At 71.3% G+C, this 20,931-nt stretch carries 18 protein-coding genes; 9 read left to right on the top strand and 9 right to left on the bottom strand.

Annotated elements, in window-relative coordinates:
- The first annotated feature begins 35 nt into the window (after positions 1-35).
- Together OG730_RS03930 and OG730_RS03925 are read left to right on the top strand one after the other, a co-directional pair.
- On the top strand, positions 36-944 hold the full coding sequence (locus OG730_RS03930) for a universal stress protein (RefSeq protein WP_327302826.1): 909 nt from the start codon (positions 36-38) through the stop codon (positions 942-944).
- Positions 945-1,079: 135 nt separating this feature from the next.
- Complete coding sequence (locus OG730_RS03925; RefSeq protein WP_327302825.1) at positions 1,080-2,795, top strand: sensor histidine kinase; 1,716 nt, start codon at positions 1,080-1,082, stop codon at positions 2,793-2,795.
- A 9-nt stretch (positions 2,796-2,804) separates the two neighbouring features.
- On the opposite strand, the gene OG730_RS03920 is transcribed toward OG730_RS03925, so the two are convergent.
- The 3 genes from OG730_RS03920 to OG730_RS03910 all read right to left on the bottom strand — a co-directional run bounded on the left by OG730_RS03920 (position 2,805) and on the right by OG730_RS03910 (position 6,503).
- Positions 2,805-3,494 (bottom strand): response regulator, encoded by a 690-nt coding sequence (locus tag OG730_RS03920; RefSeq protein WP_327302824.1) that lies wholly within the window; start codon positions 3,492-3,494, stop codon positions 2,805-2,807.
- Positions 3,495-3,537: 43 nt separating this feature from the next.
- Positions 3,538-4,023, bottom strand: coding sequence for a Crp/Fnr family transcriptional regulator (locus tag OG730_RS03915; protein WP_327302823.1), 486 nt, complete (start codon positions 4,021-4,023; stop codon positions 3,538-3,540).
- Between the two features lie 116 nt (positions 4,024-4,139).
- The gene (locus tag OG730_RS03910) at positions 4,140-6,503 is read right to left on the bottom strand and encodes a phosphoketolase family protein (RefSeq protein WP_327302822.1); all 2,364 of its coding nucleotides are present in this window, start codon (positions 6,501-6,503) and stop codon (positions 4,140-4,142) included.
- 288 nt (positions 6,504-6,791) lie between these two features.
- Here OG730_RS03910 and OG730_RS03905 point away from each other — a divergent pair, with 288 nt between their 5' ends.
- From OG730_RS03905 to OG730_RS03890, 4 genes are all read left to right on the top strand, one after another.
- Positions 6,792-7,298 (top strand): DUF1003 domain-containing protein, encoded by a 507-nt coding sequence (locus tag OG730_RS03905; RefSeq protein WP_327302821.1) that lies wholly within the window; start codon positions 6,792-6,794, stop codon positions 7,296-7,298.
- 110 nt (positions 7,299-7,408) lie between these two features.
- A complete protein-coding gene (locus OG730_RS03900) occupies positions 7,409-8,089 on the top strand; it encodes a helix-turn-helix domain-containing protein (RefSeq protein ID WP_327302820.1) in 681 nt (226 codons plus the stop codon).
- Positions 8,086-8,841 carry an HAD family hydrolase gene (locus OG730_RS03895; RefSeq protein ID WP_327302819.1) on the top strand — a complete coding sequence of 252 codons (756 nt, stop codon included), beginning with the start codon at positions 8,086-8,088 and terminating at the stop codon, positions 8,839-8,841. Before OG730_RS03900 ends, OG730_RS03895 begins: the two co-directional genes overlap by 4 nt.
- The gene (locus OG730_RS03890; RefSeq protein WP_327302818.1) at positions 8,838-11,237 is read left to right on the top strand and encodes a glycoside hydrolase family 65 protein; all 2,400 of its coding nucleotides are present in this window, start codon (positions 8,838-8,840) and stop codon (positions 11,235-11,237) included. The genes OG730_RS03895 and OG730_RS03890 overlap by 4 nt, the downstream gene beginning before the upstream one ends.
- An 8-nt stretch (positions 11,238-11,245) precedes the next feature.
- On the opposite strand, the gene OG730_RS03885 is transcribed toward OG730_RS03890, so the two are convergent.
- The 4 genes from OG730_RS03885 to OG730_RS03870 form a co-directional block, all read right to left on the bottom strand.
- Positions 11,246-12,121, bottom strand: coding sequence for a universal stress protein (locus OG730_RS03885; protein WP_327302817.1), 876 nt, complete (start codon positions 12,119-12,121; stop codon positions 11,246-11,248).
- Positions 12,122-12,237: 116 nt separating this feature from the next.
- Positions 12,238-13,341 carry an IS110 family RNA-guided transposase gene (locus OG730_RS03880; protein ID WP_442814818.1) on the bottom strand — a complete coding sequence of 368 codons (1,104 nt, stop codon included), beginning with the start codon at positions 13,339-13,341 and terminating at the stop codon, positions 12,238-12,240.
- Between the two features lie 209 nt (positions 13,342-13,550).
- Positions 13,551-14,423, bottom strand: a complete 873-nt coding sequence (locus OG730_RS03875) for a universal stress protein (RefSeq protein ID WP_327302816.1) — start codon at positions 14,421-14,423, stop codon at positions 13,551-13,553.
- Positions 14,424-14,460: 37 nt separating this feature from the next.
- Positions 14,461-15,084, bottom strand: coding sequence for a CBS domain-containing protein (locus tag OG730_RS03870; RefSeq protein ID WP_327302815.1), 624 nt, complete (start codon positions 15,082-15,084; stop codon positions 14,461-14,463).
- Between the two features lie 272 nt (positions 15,085-15,356).
- On the opposite strand from OG730_RS03870, the gene OG730_RS03865 reads away from it, so the two are divergent.
- From OG730_RS03865 to OG730_RS03855, 3 genes are read left to right on the top strand one after another with little or no spacing between them, the layout of a single operon-like run.
- Positions 15,357-16,259: a universal stress protein gene (locus OG730_RS03865; protein ID WP_327302814.1), complete on the top strand. Its 903-nt coding sequence runs from the start codon at positions 15,357-15,359 to the stop codon at positions 16,257-16,259.
- The gene (locus OG730_RS03860; RefSeq protein ID WP_327302813.1) at positions 16,259-17,125 is read left to right on the top strand and encodes a universal stress protein; all 867 of its coding nucleotides are present in this window, start codon (positions 16,259-16,261) and stop codon (positions 17,123-17,125) included. The genes OG730_RS03865 and OG730_RS03860 overlap by 1 nt, the downstream gene beginning before the upstream one ends.
- On the top strand, positions 17,125-19,734 hold the full coding sequence (locus OG730_RS03855; protein WP_327302812.1) for a cation-translocating P-type ATPase: 2,610 nt from the start codon (positions 17,125-17,127) through the stop codon (positions 19,732-19,734). Before OG730_RS03860 ends, OG730_RS03855 begins: the two co-directional genes overlap by 1 nt.
- 102 nt (positions 19,735-19,836) lie before the next feature.
- Here OG730_RS03855 and OG730_RS03850 read toward each other — a convergent pair whose 3' ends face one another.
- Entirely contained in the window at positions 19,837-20,247 is a 411-nt protein-coding gene (locus tag OG730_RS03850; RefSeq protein ID WP_327302811.1) for a hypothetical protein, read from the bottom strand.
- Positions 20,244-20,840, bottom strand: a complete 597-nt coding sequence (locus OG730_RS03845) for a hypothetical protein (RefSeq protein ID WP_327302810.1) — start codon at positions 20,838-20,840, stop codon at positions 20,244-20,246. The genes OG730_RS03850 and OG730_RS03845 overlap by 4 nt, the downstream gene beginning before the upstream one ends.
- Positions 20,841-20,931: the final 91 nt, after the last annotated feature.

Below are 20,931 nucleotides of genomic sequence, written 5' to 3'. Positions count from 1 at the left end.
GACGACCCCGTCGCTGTTCGACAGAGGAGGAAGCCATGGAAGGCTCCACCCAGCACCGTCCGGACCCCGGTTCGGTCGTCGTCGGTGTCGACGGATCAGACACCGCGCTGGCAGCGGCGCTCTGGGCCGCCGCCGAGGCAGCCCGCCGCGACAGCACCCTTCACCTCTTCTACGCGGCCGACACCGCCGACGGGGTCTTCTACCTGTCGGCGGAGATCATCGAACGCGTCCGCGTGGAGGGCCGTGACCTGTTGGAGCTCACGGCCGCCACGGTCTCTGAGCGGTTCCCGACCCTCCACGTCACCACGGAGTACAGCCGCCGGGACCCCGTCTCCGGCCTGCACCGAGTGGGGGCGAAGTACGGCATGACCGTGGTCGGTCACCGCGGGCTGGGCGGCTTCGAGTCGCTGATGCTGGGTTCGGTCGGTCTGAGGATCGCGGCAGCCGCCACGACCCCCGTCATCGTGGTGCGCGGCGGCCAGGACCTCGCCGAGAGCGGCGTGGTGCTGGCCGCGGTTCGCGACGAGTGCGACCTCGAATGCGCGCGCCGCGCCGCCCGCGAAGCAGAGCTGCGCACAGCAACGCTGCACCTGCTGACCGTGTGGAACGTACTCCAGCACGCCGGAACCGTCGTCACCATGCTCGACGACGTCAACGAGTTCGCCGGCCGCCACGTCCGCGCTCTGAAGTCCGTCGCCGACCGCGTGGGCGAGGAGTTTCCCGCGTTGACGGTGAACACCGACGCGGAGAAGAGCGTGTCGGTGGCTTCGGTCCTGGTCGAGGCATCGCGCCATGCGGACCTGCTCGTCATGGGAGGACGGCGATCGCCCGGGTACTTCGGGCCCACCCTGGGACGTACGACGCACAGTCTCCTGCACCACGCGCACTGCCCCGTGGAGCTCGTTCCACGGCACGACGGGGAGCGAGGGAGCGACGCGGAATGACCGACATCGCTCCGAGGGCATCGCCCGGGTCCCCAGCGCCGCATGCCGATCGAGACGGCCGCAGGCCGGGCGCGGGAGGACTAGGCTGAAGGCCGGGTGGGTGAGCGGAGCCCTTCGACGCCGCCGGAGGTGTCCATGGCCGGGGACGATCGAGACGCGTCGGCGAGCCGGATTCCGCAGCCGGGGCTGGACGCGCTCCAGGCGCAGATCACCGACGCGCGGGGTACCCGTGACCGGCTGACGGGCCTGCTGGAGGCCGTCATGTCGATGGGGCAGGGGCTGGACCTGGCCCAGGTGCTGCGCGGCATCGTGGAGGCCGCGGTGGTCCTCGTGGACGCGGAGTACGGTGCGCTGGGCGTGGTGGGGGACGACGAGAAACTCGCCGAGTTCCTCCCGGTGGGCATCAGCGACCAGCTCCGGGCGCGGATCGGGGCCCTGCCCACCGGACACGGACTGCTGGGCGAGCTGATCAGGCACCCGCGGCCACTGCGCCTGGGAGACCTCTCGGAGCACGCGGCCTCCGCCGGATTCCCGGAGCACCACCCGCCGATGCGTTCCTTCCTCGGCGTACCGATCCGGGTCCGGGACGAGGTGTTCGGCAATCTCTACCTGACGGAGAAGCGGGGCGGCAAGGGCTTCGACGCGCAGGACGAGGGGGTCTTGTCCACCCTCGCGGTCGCCGCCGGCGTCGCCGTGGACAACGCCCGTCTGTACGAGGAGGTCCGGCTCCGGGAGCGCTGGCTGGCGGCCAGCTCCGATTTCACGAGCGCGCTGCTGTCCGGCTCCTCCGAGATCGAGGTGCTGGAAGGCATGCTGGAGCGGGCCCGGGACATCATCTCGGCCGAGATGTGCGTCTTTTACCAGGTGGGGCCCGGCGGCGAGCTGCGCGGCTCGCTGGCCCTGGGGGAGGGCGCCGAGGCGCACCGCGGGATCGTGCTGCCCGGCAGCGAGGGGATCCTGGCCGCCGTCGTCCTGGCACCGGACGGACTGATCACCTTGGCCGATGTGGCCACCGATGCCCGGGCCGCGGCGCAGCCGGACACGTGGACGGGCTTCGGGCCGGGCGTGGCGGTCACGGTGGGCACGAGGGCGAAGCTGCGGGGAGTGCTGATGCTGGCACGGCGTACGGGGCGGCCGGCGTTCGCCGCGGCCGAGGTCGCGCCCCTGCCCGGCTTCGCGGGGCAGGCGGCCCTCGCGCTGGAGCTGGCCGACCGGCGCCGGGACAGTGAGCAGGTGAGCCTGTTGGCGGACCGCGACCGGATCGCCCGGGATCTGCACGATCTCGCGATCCAGCGGCTCTTCGCCACGGGAATGACCTTGCAGAGCGCCCAGCGCTTCGTGGCGCACCCGGAGGCTTCCGAGCGGCTGGGCCGGTCGATCGACGACCTGGACGAGACGATCAAGATCATCCGGTCGACGATCTTCGGACTCCGCGACCACGAAGGGGCGGGCAGTACCCCGAGGCTCCGGGTCCGTGCGGTTCGGGCCGTGGGCGAGGCGGCGGCACTGCTCGGTTTCGCGCCCGCCCTGCGCATGGAGGGGCTGATCGACACCGATGTTCCGGTGCCGGTCGCCGACGACGTGGTCGCCGTGCTCGGAGAGGCCCTGACCAACGTGGCCCGCCATGCGGGAGCGGCGCGGGCGGAGGTCGGGATCGTCCTGGCGGACGGCGTGCTGGCCGTGACGGTGAGTGACGACGGCGTGGGCGTCACGGACGGTGGCCGTCGGAGCGGTCTGCGCAACCTCGCGGAGCGCGCCGAGGCCCGCGGGGGAGGGCTGTCCGTCTCGCCGGGCCCTGACGGTGGTGGAACCCGTCTGGACTGGCGGATCCCGATCGGGCCCATCAGGTGAGTTCGAGCCTCAGCGGCCGGTCTCGTCGTGCTCGCGCACCTCGGCGGCGATGACTGCGGCCTGCACGCGGCGTTCGACGCCCAGCTTGGCGAGCAGCCGTGAGATGTGGTTCTTGACCGTCTTCTCGGACAGGAAGAGCCGTTTGCCGATCTGACGGTTGGTGAGGCCCTCGCCGATCAGTTCGAGCACGGCTCGCTCGCGCTCGGAGAGCACCGTCAGCCGCTTGTCCCCGGGCGGCTTCCCGGCGGTCGGGTCCCGGAGCGAACTCATCAGACGGGCCGTCGTCGCGGGGTCGAGCATCGACTGGCCCGTCGCCACCGTCCGAATGGCGGCGACCAGGTCCGAGCCCTTGATCTGCTTCAGTACGTACCCGGCCGCGCCCGCCATGATGGCGTCGAGCAGGGCGTCCTCGTCGTCGAAGGACGTCAGCATGAGGCAGGCGAGATCCGGCATGCGCGAGCGCAGCTCGCGGCAGACGCTGATGCCGTCGCTGTCGGGCAGCCGTACGTCGAGGACCGCGACGTCCGGCCGCAGTGCCGGCCCCCGGGCCAGGGCCTGCGCGGCCGTCGCCGCCTCACCCACCACCTCGATGTCCGGCTCGGAGTCCAGCAGGTCGTGCAGTCCGCGCCGGACGACCTCGTGGTCGTCGAGGAGGAACACCCGGATGGGCGCCGGGGCGGCAACTGGTGCATCGGACATCCACGCCACACCCTCGGGTCGGATACGTCTGGGGACAATTGTCTCAGATACGGCTTCCGCTGCCGTGGGGTGCGTACAGGTCGAGGAGCCGGATCCGGGCGGAGACGAGCCGGTGGGCGAGGACCTGCCCCACCCACTGCCACATGGCGGAGGTGAGTGCGGGGTCGGAGTCCATCAGCGCCCGTACGGCGGCGGCGTCGAACTCGTCGGTGCGCACCGGCGTCATGGCCTCGGCGCCGAAGTGCCAGGTGTAGGGACGGAACAGCCAGGACCAGCCGACGAGCTCGCCCGGGCCGGCCGTCTCGACCACGGCGGCCTGCCGGCCGGGTACGTGCACGTCCATGCCGACGCTGCCCGACCGGACGACCCAGAACCGGCCGGCGTGCCCGCCCTGGTTGAACAGTCGCGCGCCGGCCTCGAAGTTCGCCTCGTGGGCCAGGGCCAGCAGACTGCCGCGGTGCTCCGGGGAGAGGGCGTGGTCGAAGCGCAAGGGGGAGGAGGTGAGCCGGTGGGGGGAAGAGGTGCTCATGGCGGTTCTCCGTTCGGGTCCGCTTCCACCCTCCACCGCCGTCGGCCCGTCCGGGAAGGGCCGTTCGGTACCTTCCCGACCCGGGCGGCCCACCCGTACCGCCCCGGGCGGGGAGATCAGTGGGGCCAGGACCAGTCGGCGACCTCCGGCAGGTCGGTTCCGTGGGCACGGATCCAGTCGTGGTGGCGGATCCGCTCGTCGCACATGGTCTGGCGCAGGGCCGCCGCGCGGCCGGCGAGGCCGGGGACGCGGTCGATGACGTCCATGACGAGCCGGTACCGGTCGAGGTCGTTGCGCACGACCATGTCGAAGGGGGTGGTCGTGGTTCCGGACTCCTTGTAGCCGCGGACGTGCAGCTGGGCGTGGCCGGTCCGGCGGTAGGCGAGTCGGTGGATGAGCCACGGATAGCCGTGGTACGCGAAGACCACCGGCCTGTCGGTGGTGAAGAGGGCGTTGTACTCGGTGTCGGTCATGCCGTGCGGGTGTTCCTCGTGGGGCATCAGCCGGGCGATGTCGACGACGTTGACGACCCGGACGGCCAGCGACGGGAGGTGTTCGCGGAGCAGGGCCGAGGCGGCCAGGACCTCCATGGTCGGCACGTCGCCGGCGCAGGCGAGCACGACGTCCGGCTCGTGGGAGCCGTCGTCCGTACCGGCCCACTCCCAGACTCCGGCGCCGCGCGCCACGTGCGCGCGGGCCTCCTCGATGGGCAGCCAGTCGAAGCAGGGCTGCTTGCCCGCTACGATCACGTTCACCTGGTCACGGCTGCGCAGCGCGTGATCGGCCACCGCGAGGAGGGTGTTGGCGTCCGGCGGCAGGTAGACCCGTACGACCTCGGGGCTCTTGTTGAGGACGTGGTCGACGAAGCCGGGGTCCTGGTGGGAGAAGCCGTTGCTGTCCTGGCGCCAGACGTGCGAGGTGAGCAGGTAGTTGAGAGAGGCGACGGGCGCGCGCCAGCTCAGCTCGCGGGCGTTCTTGAGCCATTTGATGTGCTGGCCGACCATGGAGTCGACGATGTGGGCGAAGGCCTCGTACGTGGAGAACAGTCCGTGGCGGCCGGTGAGGAGGTAGCCCTCCAGCCAGCCCTGGCACACGTGCTCGGAGAGGATCTCCATGACCCGGCCGTCGCGGGACAGGTGCTGGTCCGTGGGCTCCGTCAGCCCCTGCCAGGCCTTGCCGGTGACGTCGTACAGGTCGTCGAGGTGGTTGCTCGCGGTCTCGTCCGGTCCGACGACCCGGAAGTCTCGTCGTCCGGCCGTGGCCGCCATGACCTGCGCGAGGTAGCGGCCCAGGACGCGGGTCGGCTCGTGCAGGGTGCTTCCGGGCTTCTCCACGGGGACGGCCCACGCGTCGAGCGCGGGGAGCGGGAGCGAGCGCAGCAGCCGGCCGCCGTTGGCGTACGGGCTCGCGCCCAGGCGGCGCTCCCCCTCCGGTACGCAGGCCCGTACGGAGGAGACGGGACGGCCCTCGGCGTCGAAGAGCTCCTCCGGCCGGTAGGAGCGCATCCAGCTCTCCAACTGCCTCAGGTGTTCGGGGTTCTCGCGCACCCCGGCGAGCGGCACCTGGTGCGCGCGCCAGGTGCCCTCGACGGGTTGCCCGTCGACGGCCGCGGGACCCGTCCAGCCCTTGGGGGTCCGCAGGACGATCATCGGCCAGGGCGCGCGCTCGGCACCCGGATCCGTGCCGGCGGCCCGCGCTTCCCGCTGGATTGCGTGGATGCGGTCGAGGGCCCGGTCCATGGCTCCGGCCATGGCCGGGTGGACGAGGGCGGGGTCGCTGCCGGAGACGTAGAGGGGCTCGTGCCCGTAGCCGCGCAGCAGCGCGTCCAGCTCCTGCTCCGGTATCCGCGACAGCACGGTCGGATTGGCGATCTTGTATCCGTTGAGGTGCAGGATCGGCAGGACGGCGCCGTCGTGGACCGGGTCCAGGAACTTGTTCGAGTGCCAGGAGGCGGCCAGCGGCCCCGTCTCCGCCTCGCCGTCGCCGATGACGCATGCCACCAGCAGGCCGGGATGGTCGAAGGCGGCCCCGTACGCGTGGGCCAGCGAGTAGCCGAGCTCACCGCCCTCGTGGACGGAGCCCGGCGTCTCCGGCGCGACGTGACTCGGTACGCCGCCGGGGAAGGAGAACTGGCGGAACAGCCTGCGCATCCCGTCCGCGTCCCGGCCGATGTCCGGATAGGTCTCGCCGTACGTGCCCTCCAGCCAGGAGTTGGCGAGGACGGCCGCCCCGCCGTGGCCGGGTCCCCAGACGCACAGGGCCTGCAGGGAACGCTCCTTGATCACCCGGTTCAGGTGGGTGTGGACGAGGTTCAGGCCGGGGGCGGTGCCCCAGTGGCCGAGCAGCCGCGGCTTGATGTGCTCCGGCCGCAGCGGCTCGGCGAGCAGCGGGTTGTCCATGAGGTAGATCTGGCCGACGGCCAGGTAGTTCGCGGCGCGCCAGTGCGCGTCCAGTTCCGGGATCCGGTACGTGGTGGTCATGAGAGCTCCTTCGAACCGTGGGCCGGGCCATGCGCCGGTTGAGTCGATGCGTGAACCGTGCTCCTACGCGGCCGGAGGCGGGAAGGGCAGGACCGGCCCCCACATGGGGCCGGTCGGCCCCTTCTGCGCCACCGGCGGAGGGGGGAGTGTGAGCGGCCGGGTCTCTGCCGGGTCACGCCGCCCCGGCCGACGGCGGACTCCGGCGGTACGCCGAGAAGGGCCGATGGTGTGGAGACGATGCGGGACACAGAGCCGTGTCACGGGTGCTCGTTCCGAGGAGGCAGGCAGGTGAACGCGACCGAGGACGAGGCGCGGCACCATCCGGTTGTCGTCGCACACCGCACGAGTCAGGCCGCCGGTGTCCAGTCGCGCGTCGCTGACGCGATCACGAAGTTCGCCGGCTCCATGCCCTTCGTCTATCTCCACGCGATCGGCTTCGCCCTCTGGATGCTGTTCGTGGAGGCGAATCCCTGGCCGATGCTGACGCTCGTCGTCTCCCTGGAGGCGATCTTCCTGTCGACGTTCGTGATGATCGGACAGAACCGGCAGACAGCGTTCCAGCAGGCGAAGGCCGACCACGATTTCGTCGAGCAGGAGCTGGAACTCAAGACCAATACGGAACTGACCCGTGCCATCCACGCGATGACCACGGAACTTCACCGCCGACTGGTTCCGGAAGCGGCCGGCGGAATCGAAGCCGCCCCGGAGATGACAGCCCTTCCCCCGGCAGGGGAAACCGGCCTCCACCGTCACACCCCGAGGAGAGGGCCGCATGGGCCCGACAGGCCCCGGTAGGGGACCGTCCGGCCCTGTGCCGAGCACCGGTGGCGGGTACAGCCTGAGGTTGACGCCCAGCGCGTCGCCAAGTTCCCGTACCGGATTCGAACGACAAGGGTGTGACGATCATGGGAGAGACCACAGCAGATGCGTCCCCGATCAAGGCTCCGGCTGCCCGTGGTGACCTCGGACGACGCGTGAGCGCCCGCCGCGAAGAGCTGGGAATCACGCGTGAGGAACTCGGGGAGCGCTGCGGGGCCGCCGCGTCGTACATCGCCTACGTGGAGGAGCGGGCGGCGGGGCCCAGCATGGGCATGCTCGTGGGTCTCGCGGACGGGCTGGGGACCACCGTTGCCGAGCTGACCGGGAGAACGACCGGCAGTCCCCCCGGCATGGGGACCGCGATGCGCGGTTCCGAGTCGAAAGTGTTGAGCGAGGCCGAGTGCCTCCGCCTGCTCTCCACCCATGGCATCGGCCGGGTCGGGTTCTCCGGCATGGAAGGACTCGCCGTCTTCCCCGTCAACTATGTCGTCGTGGGAGACGAGATCGCGTTCCGTACGGCGGCCGACTCGCGGCTCGCCGGGGCGTCCGGGACCGAGGTCGCCTTCGAGGTGGACCACATCGACGACGTGATGCGAGCGGGCTGGAGCGTCATGGCCGTCGGCGAGGTGTCCGGTGTCACGGACGGGGCGCGGGTCAGCCACCTGTTCTCGGTCGCCCGCTCGCTGCCCTGGGCCGGCGGACCCCGTACGCACTGGATGTCCATTACCCCCACCAGGATGACCGGCCGTCGTGTGGGATCCGGGTGAGCGCCCCGCACGCCGTCGTGTTCGACACGGACGGGGTACTGCTCGACTCGGCGCGGCTGCACGCCGCGGCCTGGAAGGCTGCCTTCGACAGCTGTCTGGACGCCTGGGCCGCGTCCGGGAACGGGCGGCAGCCTCCCTTCGACGCGGACCGTGAGTACCGTCGGTGGGTGGACGGCAAGCCCCGGCTGGACGGGGCGAGTTCCTTCCTGAACTCCCGCGGCATCCAGCTGCCGACCGGCAGCCCCGACGACGCACCGGGCGACGACACGGTCTGGGCGGTGGCCGCGCGCAAGGAGACGGCGTTCGTACGCAGACTGCGGTCCGGGGCCGTCCACGCCTTCACCGACGTCGCTCCGGCGCTCGCCCGGTTGCGGGCGCACGGCGTGTGCTGTGCCGCCGTATCGGCCTCCCGGCATGCCCGGCCGCTTCTCGGATCGGCCTCCCTGCTGGGCCGCTTCGACGCCGTGGTGGACGGTACGAACGCTGCCGACCTGGGGCTCGCCGGCAAGCCGGACCCCGCCCTGTTCCTCGAAGCGGCCGTACGGCTCGGGACGGACCCCGCCCGCTGCGCGGTGGTGGAAGACGCCCTCGCAGGTGTCGAAGCAGGCAGACGCGGCAACTTCGGCCTCGTCATCGGCCTCGACCGGACGAAGAACCCCGACACGGAACGGGCACTGCGGGAACGCGGGGCGGACCTGGTCGCCGCCGAACTCCTCACGATCGCCGACCTCGTCTGCGGGGCGCGACCGTGACGGGCCCGTGGACCTGGGGGTACGACCACTACGACCCCCAAACGGAGCGACTCGTCGAAGCCCTGTGCACGCTGGGCAACGGCAGGTTCGCCACGCGCGGTGCGGCCCCCGAGACCCCGGCGGGCCCCGTGCACTATCCCGCCACGTACGCCGCCGGCTGCTCCAACCGGCTCACCTCGCACGTGGCCGGACAGCAGGTCGACAACGAGGACATGGTCAACCTGCCCAACTGGACGTCGCTGCGGTACCGCTGCATCGCCGACGACGGTCTCCAGGGCGACTGGCTGACTCCCGACGACCCCGGCATGCTGCACTACGAGGTGGTGCTCGACCTGCGCCGAGGGACGCTCACCCGGCACATGCTCTTCCAGGACGGCCGCGGCCGCCGCCTCGGCGTCACGCACGTCCGCGTCGTGCACATGGGAGACCCCTACCTCGCGGCCCAGCGGACCACCTTCCACGCGTACGGATGGAGCGGCCTGATCGAAGTGGAATCAGGGCTGGACGGAGACGTGGCCAATGCGGGAGTGGAGCGTTACGGCGGGCTCGACGGCCACCACCTCACGGACCATCGGACGGGCTTCGCGCCGCACGGCGTCGCGTGGATCACCTGCCGGACCACCTCCTCCCACACTGAAATCGGCCTTGCCGTCAGGACGGTCACCCGACCTCGCGCACCCGTCATGACGAGCCACACCGCGGCCGGGACGGCGCAGACGTACAGACTGCCCATGGCTCCCGGACGGTCCGCGACGGTGGTGAAGACCGCGGCCCTGCACACCTCCCTCGACAGGCCGGCCGGAGACCTCCTGCCGCGCGCGATCGAACACGCTTCGGGGGCACCCGGATTCCCGGCCCTGCTCACGGCACAGCGCTCGGCCTGGGAACGGCTCTGGGAGCAGGGCGAGTTGACCGTGTCGGGGGAGGCCGGTCGGATCCTGCGCCTCCATCTCTTCCATGTGCTGCAGACGCTCTCCCCGCACACCGCCGAGCTGGACGTGGGTGTCCCCGCGCGGGGCCTGCACGGTGAGGCCTACCGGGGCCACGTCTTCTGGGACGAACTCTTCGTCCTGCCCTACATCACGCTGCACTTCCCCGAAGTGGCGCGGGCCCTGCTCATGTACCGCCACCGACGGCTGCCGGCCGCCCGCGACGCTGCCCGGCTGGCAGGACAGAGCGGAGCGATGTTCCCCTGGCAGAGCGGAAGTTCGGGACAGGAGGAGAGTCAGGCCCTGCACCTCAATCCCCGCTCGGGCCGCTGGCTTCCCGACCACTCGCACCTGCAGCGCCATGTCGGCTCCGCCATAGCCCTGAACGTCTGCCGTTACGGGCGGGCCACCGGGGACACCGGCTTCATGCACGGCCCCGGCGCGGAACTCCTGCTCGAGATCGCCCGCTTCTGGGCCGGCGCCGCCGTCTACGACGCGGAACGGGGGCGCTACCGCATCCGCGGCGTGCTGGGCCCGGACGAGTACCACGACGCCTATCCCGCGGCCGCGGAACCCGGAATCGACGACAACGCCTACACCAACGTGATGGCCGCCTGGGTGATCCAGCAGGGGCTCGAACTGCTCGACGAACTGCCCCCCGCTCGACGGACGGAACTGACCGAGCGACTCGCCCTGGACCGCGGCGCGCTGGAGCACTGGGAAGAGGTGTCCCGCCGCCTGCACGTCCCGTTCCACCGGGGAGTCATCAGCCAGTTCGAAGGATACGGAGACCTGGCCGAGCTGGACTGGGCGGCCTACCGCGCCCGGTACGGCGATGTGCGCCGGCTCGACCGGATCCTGGAAGCCGAAGGGGATACGGTCAACCGCTACCAGGCGTCGAAACAGGCCGATGTGATCATGCTCGGTCACCTCTTCCGGCCCGCCGAGCTGTACGGCCTGTTCGCCCGGCTCGGCTACCGGCTCGACGATGCGGTGTGGCGGGAGACCGTCTCGTACTACCTGCCGCGCACCAGCCACGGATCGACGCTCAGCAGCCTCGTCCACGGCTGGGTGCTGGCCCGCCAGAAGGACCCGGACGCCTGGAAGTACTGCCAGGAGGCACTCCTCGGCGACGTCACGGACATTCAGGGCGGGACCACCGGGGAGGGGATCCACCTGGGCGCCATGGCCGGCACCCTCGACCTCGCGGAGCGCGGAGTCACGGGCCTGGAGACCGGCCCCGAAGGCCTGTACATCGATCCCGTCCCCCTACGGGAGATCGAGCCCGTCTCCTTCACGCTCTGCCACCGGGGACACCGCGGTGTCCGTGTCCGACTGCTCCACGGCAGGTTCGGCATCACCGTGCCGGAATCCCGCCAAGGTCCTCTGGCCCTCATGCTGCCCGGCGAACAGGCCGTCGTGGTGGCGGCAGGAGACGAGCATTGGTTCCGGCTTCCCGTGGACTAGGCCGTCTCCTACTCGTGGGCGATGACGGCGACGGGCGAGGTGGCGTGGTGCAGGACCGCGTGCGCGATCGCGCCGATGTGGGTGCCGTAGGCGGACCGTCGGATCCGCCTGCCGACGACGACCAGCGCGGCACCTTTGGAGGCGTCCACGAGCTGGATCGCGGACTGTCCTATGCGCACCTCGGGAGTTACCGCCACCGAGGGGTACTTGTCGCACCAGGGGCGGATCAGCTCCTCCACGGCCGTCGCGATCCGCTGCCCGATCTCCTCCTGGGCACCGGGGTCGAGAGGGGGGCCGTAGCCGATGATCGGCGGTGGTGCCCAGGCATGGAGCACCCGTAGGGCGCACCCGCGGCGTGCTGCCTCGTCGAAGGCGAAGGAGAGGAGCGCGTCACACGGGCGCCCGATGTCCGCTCCCACCACGACCGGGCCGTCGGCACCGGATCCCTCGGCAGGCGCCGCCTCACCGTGCGGCGCTCTCACGAGGACGACCGGCTGATCGACCGCGGCGATGGTGCCGGCGCCGATGGACCCGAGGACGAATCCGGCGATGCCGCCGAGCCCTCGGGAACCCAGCACCAGGATGTCCGAAGAGGCGGCCGCGTGGGCCAGGGCCGTGGCCGGGACCCCCGACAGCCGGCGGGAGGTGATCTCCAGATCCGGATACAGCCGCTTGATCTCCTCGGAGGCTTCGCGCAACAGTCCCTCGGCCCACTGGCGCTGGACCTCGGTGGTCGCGACGGCGAGAGGGGGCTGTTCCAGCCACTCCTCGACGTGGACCAGGGCCAGGGGCACCCCTCGGAGGTGGTCTTCGTGCGCGGCCCATCGGGCCGCCGCGACGCTTTCGCGCGAGCCGTCGAGGCCCGCGGTCACAAGGTTGGCCATGGTTCCCATCTCCCTCGGTTGACGTGTGAGTTCCAGGCTCCGCCCCGGCCACGGGTGCCGAGAGGGCCGAGGAGTCCGTTGTGGAGCCGGCCGGCCCTTGGATGCTCTTATGGATGTCAAGCAGGGGTTGTGAGGTGACTTGAGGTTGCTGTTGCGGCATGGGTAGCGGTCAGGACGCGGAAGATCTCGCGGGCGACGAACCGCTTGAGACAGCGGATGGTCTCCTTCTTGGAGAGGCCTTCTTTGGTGCGTCGTTCCATGTAGTCCTTGGTGCGCTGGTCCCAGCGCAGGCGGCAGAGAACGATCCGGTAGAGGGCCGCGTTCGCGGCCCTGTCGCCGCCACGGTTGAGGCGGTGTCGATGGGTGCGACCGGATGAGGCCGGCAGTGGGGCGACGCCGCAGAGCATCGCGAAGGCCGCCTCGGAGCGGAGCCGGTCGGGGTTGTCGCCCGCGGTGACCAGCAGCTGGCCGGCGACGTCCGGGCCGACGCCGTTGAGCTCGGTCAGGGCCGGGTTGATCTCCTGGGTGAGCGGGGCTATCAGCTCGTTCAGTTCGTCGATCTCCTGGCCCAGGTCGCGGTGGCGGCGGGCGAGGGAGCGCAGGGCGATCTTCGTCGCGGTGACCGGGTCGCCGGCCTGGTCGAGGCTGGGGCGGAAACCCGCGCAGATGGTCAGCAGGTCCTTGTCGTTCAGGTGCCGCAGCATGGTGCGGACTCCCTCTGGCGCGGTGATGATCAAGGTCTTGATCTGCCGGGTGGCGTCGGCCCGCTGCTGGACCGCGCTGCGACGGGCGACCCGCAGGGCCCGCAGGGCCTCGACACGGCCATCACGGGACTTCGGGGTCCCAGTGCGGCGTTCTGCGAGCGCGGCCCGGGCTGCTGCCTCGGCATCGACCGGATCGGACTTGCCCTGCCAGCGACGGGTCTTGCGGTCTGGCCGGTCGATCTCGACCACTGTGACGTCGTTCTCGCGCAGGTAGCGGGACAGGCCGGCGCCGTAGGCACCGGTGCCCTCCACCCCGACCAGGAGCAGGGCACCGAAGGAGCGGAGCCAGGTCAGCAGTGTGCGGTAGCCGACTGTGGAGGCTGGGAACTGGGCCGACCCCAGCACCCGCCCTGCCGAGTCGATCGCGGCCGCGGTGTGGGTGTCCTTGTGGGTGTCGACGCCGCCGGTGACCTCGACCTCATGCTGTGCCATCGTGGATCGTGCCGTCCTCTCCATTCGACCGGGCAGGATGGCACCCGCCGGCCGGGAGGGCGGACAAGACAGTGATGGGGCCTCTGGCCAGGCTCTTATGAAGTCACGTCCCCCGGTCCGGCGGATGCACGTGAGCGTCCCCCGGCCGGAGCCGACAGATCCAGTTGAGGACCCTGAGTCAGTCAGTCGTTGGGTCAGACCCCGCCGGGGAACGCTCCCGTACATCCTCACTGTCAGTCGTGAGCGAGTACGGCGACCGGCGCGGCCGTGTGGTGGAGCACCGCGTGGGCGATCGGGCCGAGGTGCGTGCCCATGGGGGAGCGGCGGATGCGGCGTCCGATGACGACGAGGTCCGCGCCCGTGGTGGCCTGGACGAGCTCCCGTCCCGCCGATCCGATGAACGTCTTCTCCTCGAGTCGCACGTCCGGGAACTTCAGCCGCCACGGCATGAGCATGTCGTCGAGCATCTGGGCGACGGTGCGGTCGACCTCGCGCGCGACCGAGGGATTGAGGACGGGCGAGTAGCCGGACGCGGGAGGGAGCTTCCAGCCGTGCACCGCCCGCAACGCGCAGTCGCGGCGCGAGGCTTCCTCGAAGGCGAAGGCCAGGACCCTGTCGCAGGACTGGTGGATGTCGACGCCCACGACGATCTCGCCGTACGGGGTGGCGGCCGCGCTCTCCCCGTCGTCCTCCTCCGCCCGTACGAGGACGACAGGTGTCTCGGTGGCCGTGAGGGTGGACAGGCTCACGGAGCCGACGATGAAGCCCACCACACTGCCCAGTCCGCGGGAGCTGAGGACCAGGAGGCCGGCGCTCTCGGCCTCTGCCGCCAGAGCCACGGAAGGCCTGCCCGAGAGGCGGCGCGTGGAGATCTCCAGGCGGGGATACGCCTGCTTCAGCTCGTCGGTGGCAGAGCCAAGGACCTCGTCTGCCCACCGGTCGCGCGTCCCGGGGTCCAGCTCGGGGATCAGCGTGCCGGAGGACCAGTCCTCGGCGTGGACGATCCGCAGAGGGGCCTGCCGAAGCGTGGCCTCGCGGGCTGCCCAGCGGGCTGCGGAGAGGCTCTGGGGGGTGCCGTCGACGCCGACGGTTACGTGGTGGTTCATGACGGTGGCCTCCTCAGGCCGTGCGGGTGTTTCGCGGTCACCAGGTGATGGGTTGCGCTCCGCGCTCCGGCGGAATCAGACGGGAGTCGTCCGTGCGGGCGGTGAGCTCGTCCACCACGACGACGACACCGTCCAGTCGTGCGGTGAGCCGCAGGGCGAGGGGGACCTGGCTCTGCCGTTCCAGCCGGCCCGCGAGGGTCACGACACCGTCCAGGACGTGGATGTCCACCGCCCCCGTGGGCGCCCCGATGCTGCCGGACAGCACGTCCTCGCTCACCTGCCGCCGTATCTCGGCATCGGGGCGCAGGAAGACGCGCAGGAGGTCACGCCGGGTGACGATGCCGACGAGACGTTCCTGCTCGTCGGTGACCGGAATGCGTTGCAGGCCCAGGCGCGTCATGAGCTGCCCGGCCTCCGAGACGCTCTCCTGAGCGTGGACCGTGACAGCGGGAGCCGACATGATGTCCGCGGCCGTCAGGGCCTTGCGGGCGAGCAGATCGCTCTCGGAGACGACGCCGACCACCCGGTCCTCCTCGTCCACGACGGGCAGTCCGGTGATGTCGTAGTCGGCGAGGAGCTTGGCGATCTCCCTGAACGTCGTCGAACGGTCCACCGAGACGACATCTGCCGTCATCACCTGGCCGACCTGAGTGTGCTTCACGAGCGGACCTCCTGTACGTCGTCATGCGGGGCGCAGAGGGTTGGTGTGCACCACCCGTACAGGGCCACCATCCGCCCGGCCGGCGCCCGTATCGAGGGCCGAACGGTCCTGTACGAGGGCCGACCGGGTCCGTCCGCGAAGCCTCATGCGGGTTCCCGGAGCCGGGGAGGGACCGGTCGGCCCTTCCCCTGGCCCCTATGGCCCTCGCCGACCCCACGCCCGCGATGCCAGCGTGAGAGCGCAAGCGCGATGGCCCTCGATCAGGAGACACCATGGAAGGCATCACTGCCGGTCCGGAACTCGGGACGGTCATCGTCGGCGTCGACGGGTCGGACCCCGCACGCGGGGCAGTCCTGTGGGCCGCGGCCGAAGCAGCACGGCGGGGGAGCACCCTGCACGTCCTCCACGCCGCCGACACGGACAGCAGAGCCGTATACGCATCGGCGGAAACCCTTGAACGGGTCCGCGCGGCGGGCCGCGAACTACTCGATGACACCGCCGCGGCCGTAGCGGAACTCCATCCCGATCTGCACGTCACCACGGAGTTCAGCCGCAGCGCACCCGTACCCAGCCTCCACCGGGCCGCCGGCGTCCACGGCACGATCGTCGTCGGCAACCGCGGTTTCGGCGGGTTCGCCTCGCTGATGCTCGGCTCCGTCGGACTCAAGGCCGCCGCTAGTGCCACCACCCCCTTGGCCGTGGTTCGGGGTACGGACCCGCGGGTCGAGACGGGCAGCGTGCTGGCCGGTGTCCGCGACGAACACGACCTCGACTGCGTCCGGTACGCCGCGTGCGAAGCAGAGCTGCGCAAGTCCTCGCTGCGGCTGCTGCACGTATGGAACCTGCTGGGATCCGTCGGCAACGTCGCGAGCATGCTCGACGACGTCGAGGAGATCAGCGGCCGGCACGCGGAGCGCCTGACGGCCATGGCCGTCCTGATCCGCGAGGAGTTCCCGGATCTGACCGTGCACGCCGACCTGGCGAAGAGCTTCTCGGTGGCCGGTGTACTGGCCGAGGCCTCACAGGACGCGGACCTGCTGGTCGCCGGGGGGAGGCGATCGCCGGGCTACATCGGCCGGACGCTGGGGCACGTGACCCACAGCCTCCTGCACCACGCGCGCTGTCCCGTGCTGCTCATCCCGCGGCACGGCAACGATCAGGGGAGCGAGTCGTAATGGAGAACATGACAGGCCGTGAGATCGTCGTCGGAATCGACCCGGTCAGGGACTGGCACATGGCCCTGGCGTGGGCCGCCGACGAGGCGCACCGCCGGGCGCTCGGACTGGGTCTCGCACTGGTGGTGCCACCGCAGCACAACACCCAGCACGCCGACGGGAGCACGCACCGCATCGACCTGCGCCGGACCGGAGCGGAAACCCTCGAAGCAGCCGCCGTCTGGACGCGCTCGCGGCACCCGGATCTCGAACCGTCCACCCACCTGCTCGACGGGCTTCCCGCCCCCGTACTCGGCCGGCTCTCCCTGCAGGCCCCCATGCTGGTGCTCGGCTCGCGACACCTCAGCCGCACCGAGGAGTTCCTCAGCGCCGGGTCGCTGGTGGTGCCCGTCGTCGCGCAGGCGCGCTGTCCGGTCGTGGTCGTCGGCGATGCGGAGCACGTCAGCCAACTGTCGCCGTACCTGGTGGTCGCGGTCGACGGCAGTGAGTCCTCGAAGGCGGCACTGGCGGTGGCCTTAGAGGAAGCGAGCGTACGCGGATGCATGCTGCGGGCCATCTCGGTGTGGCACCAGCCCCTGCTCTCGTTCCAGGACCGAAACGACGGTGTCCAGGCGCAGCGCCGCATGCTGTCCGAGACCGTCGCCGGCTGGTCGGAGAAGTACCCGGACGTCGCGCTCACCCACGAAGTGCTCGCAGGCCACCCGGTCGAGGAGCTGGCGAAGGCGGCCGAACACGCCCTGGCCCTGGTCCTGGGCCGCCGCGGAAACGGGGGCTACACCGGCATGAGGCTCGGCTCCGTCGTCCATGGACTGCTGCACCGGGCCCACTGCCCCGTCATTACGGTCCCCGAAGCGCAAGGGACCTGATGTCCGCGCCCGCGGCCGGCCGAGCACCCGCCGCCCCACTGAAGCCCCGCGGACTCACCGAACGGGAAGCCGAGCGCCGCCTCGTCGAGCACGGCCGCAACGAAATCGCCGCCCGGTCGCCGACACCCCTGTACGCGCGGGTCCTGGCACAGCTCCGAGACCCCCTGGTCACGGTCCTGATCGGCGCGGTCCTGCTCACGCTCGCCATCGGCGACCACGCCGACTCCATCGTCATCGGCCTGGTGATCCTCTTCAACACCACCGTCGGCGTGACCCAGGAGATCCGCGCCGACAACGCGGTGGCCGCCCTCTCGGCCATGTCGGCCCCGGGAGCACGTGTACTGAGGGAGGGCACGCCGCGCGAGGTCCCGGCCACCGAGGTCGTACCCGGTGACGTGCTCCTCCTCGGCGAAGGCGACATCGTCGCCGCCGACGCCGAGCTCACCGAAGCATCGGCCCTCCTCGTCGACGAGTCCATGCTCACCGGCGAGTCCGTCGCGGTGGACAAGGATCCGGGTACGACCTTGAGCGCCGGAACCGTCGTCGTACGGGGGAGAGGAGTGGCCACCGTGGCGGCGACCGGCGCGGCCGGCGCACTCGGCCGGATCGCCGCCCTCCTCGAAGGCGGGCGGGAACCGACCCCGCTGCAGCACCGCCTCGCCTCTCTCGGACGGATCCTGGCCGCCGCCACACTCGGACTCTGCCTGGTCGTCTTCGCGCTCGGCCTCCTGCGAGGCCTGCCCGTCGGGATCATGGCAGTGACCGCCATCAGTCTCGCGGTCGCCGCGGTACCGGAATCGCTGCCCGCCGTCGTCACCCTCGCCCTCGCCCTCGGCGCCCGCCGCATGGCCACCCGGCACGCGCTCGTACGCCGCCTTCCCGCCGTCGAGACGCTCGGCTCCGTATCGGTCCTCGCCACGGACAAGACCGGCACCCTCACCGAAGGCCGCATGGTGGTCCAGCAGGTCTGGATGCCCCAGGCCACGGCCGACCTCTCCGGTGTCGGCTACGAGCCCGAAGGCGAGGTCCTGATCGCGGGCCGACGCCCGACGCCGACGGAGATGGATCCTCTGCGCGAACTGCTGACCACCGCGGTGCTCTGCAACGACGCCTCCCTCCGCCCTCCGACGGGACCGGTCCCGCCCGACGACCGCTGGACCCCGGTGGGCGACCCCACCGAGGCTGCCCTCCTGACGGCCGCGGCCAAAGCGGGCTGTGCCGATCAGTCCGACCTCCACGAAAGCCACCCGCGCGCGGACGAAGCCCCCTTCGACAGCCTGCGCAAACGCATGACCACCCTGCACACCACGCCCGAGGACCGAGTGCTCGTGTGCCTGAAGGGCGCGCCCGAAGCGATCCTCGACCCCGCCGTCCTCGCCGACCCCACGGACCTGCTCCACACGGCGGAACAGCAGGCCGCTCTGCTGGCCGTCCATGGCTTCCGCGTCCTCGCCATCGCTTCCGGTACGCGCAACGAGGTCCCCGACCACCCCGCCGACGCCGAGTCCGGCCTCCACCTGCTCGGCCTGGTCGCCATCAGCGACCCGCCCAAAACGGAGGCCGCGGCCACGATCGCCGCCTGCCGGGCCGCCGGCATCACCCCCATCCTCATCACCGGCGACCACCCCGCCACCGCGCGCGCCGTGGCGACCGAGGTCGGCCTGCTGTCCGCCGACAGCCCGCACGAGAATGTGGTCACGGGTGCGGACCTCGCCGCCGGCCGGGTCACGGACCTCACCACCGTCCGCGTATTCGCGCGTACGACTCCGCGGCAGAAGCTGGACATCGTCGAAGCCTGGCGCTCCCACGGTGCCGTCACCGCGATGACCGGCGACGGTGTGAACGACGGACCCGCCCTGCGCCAGGCCGACATCGGCGTCGCGATGGGCGCACGCGGCACGGAGGTCGCACGGCAGGCCGCCGACCTCGTGCTCACCGACGACGAACTGTCGACCGTCGTCGCCGCGGTCGAGGAAGGCCGTCGCGTCTACGACAACATCCGGCGCTTCCTCGTATACGGCCTGGCCGGCGGAGCGGCCGAGATCCTCGTCATGCTCACCGGTCCCCTCATCGGCCTCCCCCTGCCCCTGCGGGCCGGCCAGATCCTCTGGGTCAACCTCCTCACCCACGGCCTCACCGGTGTCGCCATGGGCGCCGAACCCGTCTCACCGGGCGCCATGAACAGGCCGCCCCGTCCACCCGGACAGCACATCCTCGGCGCCGGTGCCTGGCAGCGGCTGCTCCTCCTCGCCACTGTGGTCACCGCTTCTTGTCTCGCGGCGGCGCTCCTCGCCCGCGCCTGGAACCTGCCCTGGCAGAGCGTGCTCTTCCTCGCCCTGCTCGCCGGCCAGCTCGGAGTGGTCCTGGGCCTGCGAGCCCGCCTGCTGACGAAGGAGAACCTCTTCCTCCCGCTGGCGGTCCTCGCCTCCGTACTCCTCGCGGCAGCCGCGCTGTACCTCCCGGCGCTCCGGTCGATCCTGGAGACCGAACCGCTCAACGCGACCGGCATCGGACTGGCGGCAGCCACAGCCCTGATCGGATTCACCGCGGCCCGCTTCGTACGGTCCGCGTTCCACGCGCAGCCGAGAACGACGCTTTCCCACGGCTGAAGCGAAACGGCCTTGGCGACGACGAGAGGCCGGCGGGGGCGGCCCGTCGGGGAGGACGGGCCGTTCCCGCCGGCTGTCAGGGGCCGGTCGGAGCGGGAGAACTCACATGCGCAGCAGGCGCAAGGTGATCTCCCGGTACTGACGCAGGGCGAGGCGCAGGTCCTCCGTCTCGGCTTCGGATCCGAGGTCGCGGTGGCCGGAGTCGATGACGCGCCGGCGCTCGACGAGCGCGGCCGTCACGCGGGTGGTGGCGTCGGCGAACGCGGTGTCGGCTTCGTCGACCGCTTCGCGCGGGCTCCGGACGAAGGTGCCGAGGGCGTGCTGGAGGCGGAGGGTCAGCCGGTCCCGGTCGCTCTGCGGGAGCAGCGACACGAAGGCCGGGATGTCCGTGCGGGTCTCGGGCGGCCCCTCGGGGGGCAGGGGCCGTGGAACCGGGCCCCCGCGCGGATCGTGCCGCCCGGGGAGCGGACCGGGGGGCGGGAGTTGCTGTGCGCGTTCCTGGTCGTACGTCATCGCGGACCGCTTCCCGGGGCGTGGTGGCGCTGTGGACGGTGCCGGCCCGAGTCGGCCGGTTGCTCCGCGACCAGCGCGTCGAAGAGCTCCCCCGCCCCGGTCATGGCCATGCGGTTCTCCTCCGTGCTGCCACGGGCGCGGGCGGCTCCGTGCAGGCCGCGATAGCCGTCGACGTGCTGCGCGTGGTGGACGGAGAGCGCGGCGAGCCGCTCTTCGAACGGCCCGTCTGCCGGGAAGCCCCGGTCCGCGGTCAATCGCGCCAGCAGCGCGTCGGCCTCGGCGACCGCCTCCTGAGGGGAATCGACGAACCGCTTCTGGATTCCGGCCCATTGGACCGCGTACTGCTCACGGGAAGCCGACGAGAGCGGCCGTTCCCTGACGGATCCGTGCTGCTTCAGGCGTTGGTCGAGTTCTCGGTCGGCGGCCTTCGTGTCCCCTTGGTGGCGGGTCACGAGGCGCTCGTACTCGGGGCCGAAGCGCCGTCTCAGACCGCCCCCGATCCGGCGGTGGCCGAGCGCGGCCAGGAGGACGGCCGTCACCACGACGAGGGTCGCGACGACGAGGGCCGCGATGATGATCACGGCCCTGGACATGGCGGCCCCCCGCTGTCCCCGGCCCGTAAGTCGTTCTGCCGCATACGCGTCGACTCTCCTCGGTTGATGGCGCGTTGGTGCCGGCAGGAGG

Origin of the sequence: Streptomyces sp. NBC_01298 (genome assembly GCF_035978755.1) — a bacterium.
In the GTDB taxonomy this organism is placed as follows: Bacteria; Actinomycetota; Actinomycetes; order Streptomycetales; family Streptomycetaceae; genus Streptomyces.
Note: the sequence above shows the minus strand (reverse complement) of the source record. Positions and strands in the feature narration are given on the sequence as shown.

What these genes read in the sequence shown, in the direction of transcription:
- OG730_RS03930 (WP_327302826.1), top strand. Translation starts at nt 36, where the DNA reads ATGGAAGGCTCCACCCAGCACCGTCCGGACCCCGGTTCGGTCGTCGTC.
- OG730_RS03925 (WP_327302825.1), top strand. Translation starts at nt 1,080, where the DNA reads ATGGCCGGGGACGATCGAGACGCGTCGGCGAGCCGGATTCCGCAGCCG.
- OG730_RS03920 (WP_327302824.1), bottom strand. Translation starts at nt 3,494, where the DNA reads ATGTCCGATGCACCAGTTGCCGCCCCGGCGCCCATCCGGGTGTTCCTC.
- OG730_RS03915 (WP_327302823.1), bottom strand. Translation starts at nt 4,023, where the DNA reads ATGAGCACCTCTTCCCCCCACCGGCTCACCTCCTCCCCCTTGCGCTTC.
- OG730_RS03910 (WP_327302822.1), bottom strand. Translation starts at nt 6,503, where the DNA reads ATGACCACCACGTACCGGATCCCGGAACTGGACGCGCACTGGCGCGCC.
- OG730_RS03900 (WP_327302820.1), top strand. Translation starts at nt 7,409, where the DNA reads ATGGGAGAGACCACAGCAGATGCGTCCCCGATCAAGGCTCCGGCTGCC.
- OG730_RS03885 (WP_327302817.1), bottom strand. Translation starts at nt 12,121, where the DNA reads ATGGCCAACCTTGTGACCGCGGGCCTCGACGGCTCGCGCGAAAGCGTC.
- OG730_RS03880 (WP_442814818.1), bottom strand. Translation starts at nt 13,341, where the DNA reads ATGGAGAGGACGGCACGATCCACGATGGCACAGCATGAGGTCGAGGTC.
- OG730_RS03875 (WP_327302816.1), bottom strand. Translation starts at nt 14,423, where the DNA reads ATGAACCACCACGTAACCGTCGGCGTCGACGGCACCCCCCAGAGCCTC.
- OG730_RS03865 (WP_327302814.1), top strand. Translation starts at nt 15,357, where the DNA reads ATGGAAGGCATCACTGCCGGTCCGGAACTCGGGACGGTCATCGTCGGC.
- OG730_RS03860 (WP_327302813.1), top strand. Translation starts at nt 16,259, where the DNA reads ATGGAGAACATGACAGGCCGTGAGATCGTCGTCGGAATCGACCCGGTC.
- OG730_RS03855 (WP_327302812.1), top strand. Translation starts at nt 17,125, where the DNA reads ATGTCCGCGCCCGCGGCCGGCCGAGCACCCGCCGCCCCACTGAAGCCC.
- OG730_RS03850 (WP_327302811.1), bottom strand. Translation starts at nt 20,247, where the DNA reads ATGACGTACGACCAGGAACGCGCACAGCAACTCCCGCCCCCCGGTCCG.
- OG730_RS03845 (WP_327302810.1), bottom strand. Translation starts at nt 20,840, where the DNA reads ATGTCCAGGGCCGTGATCATCATCGCGGCCCTCGTCGTCGCGACCCTC.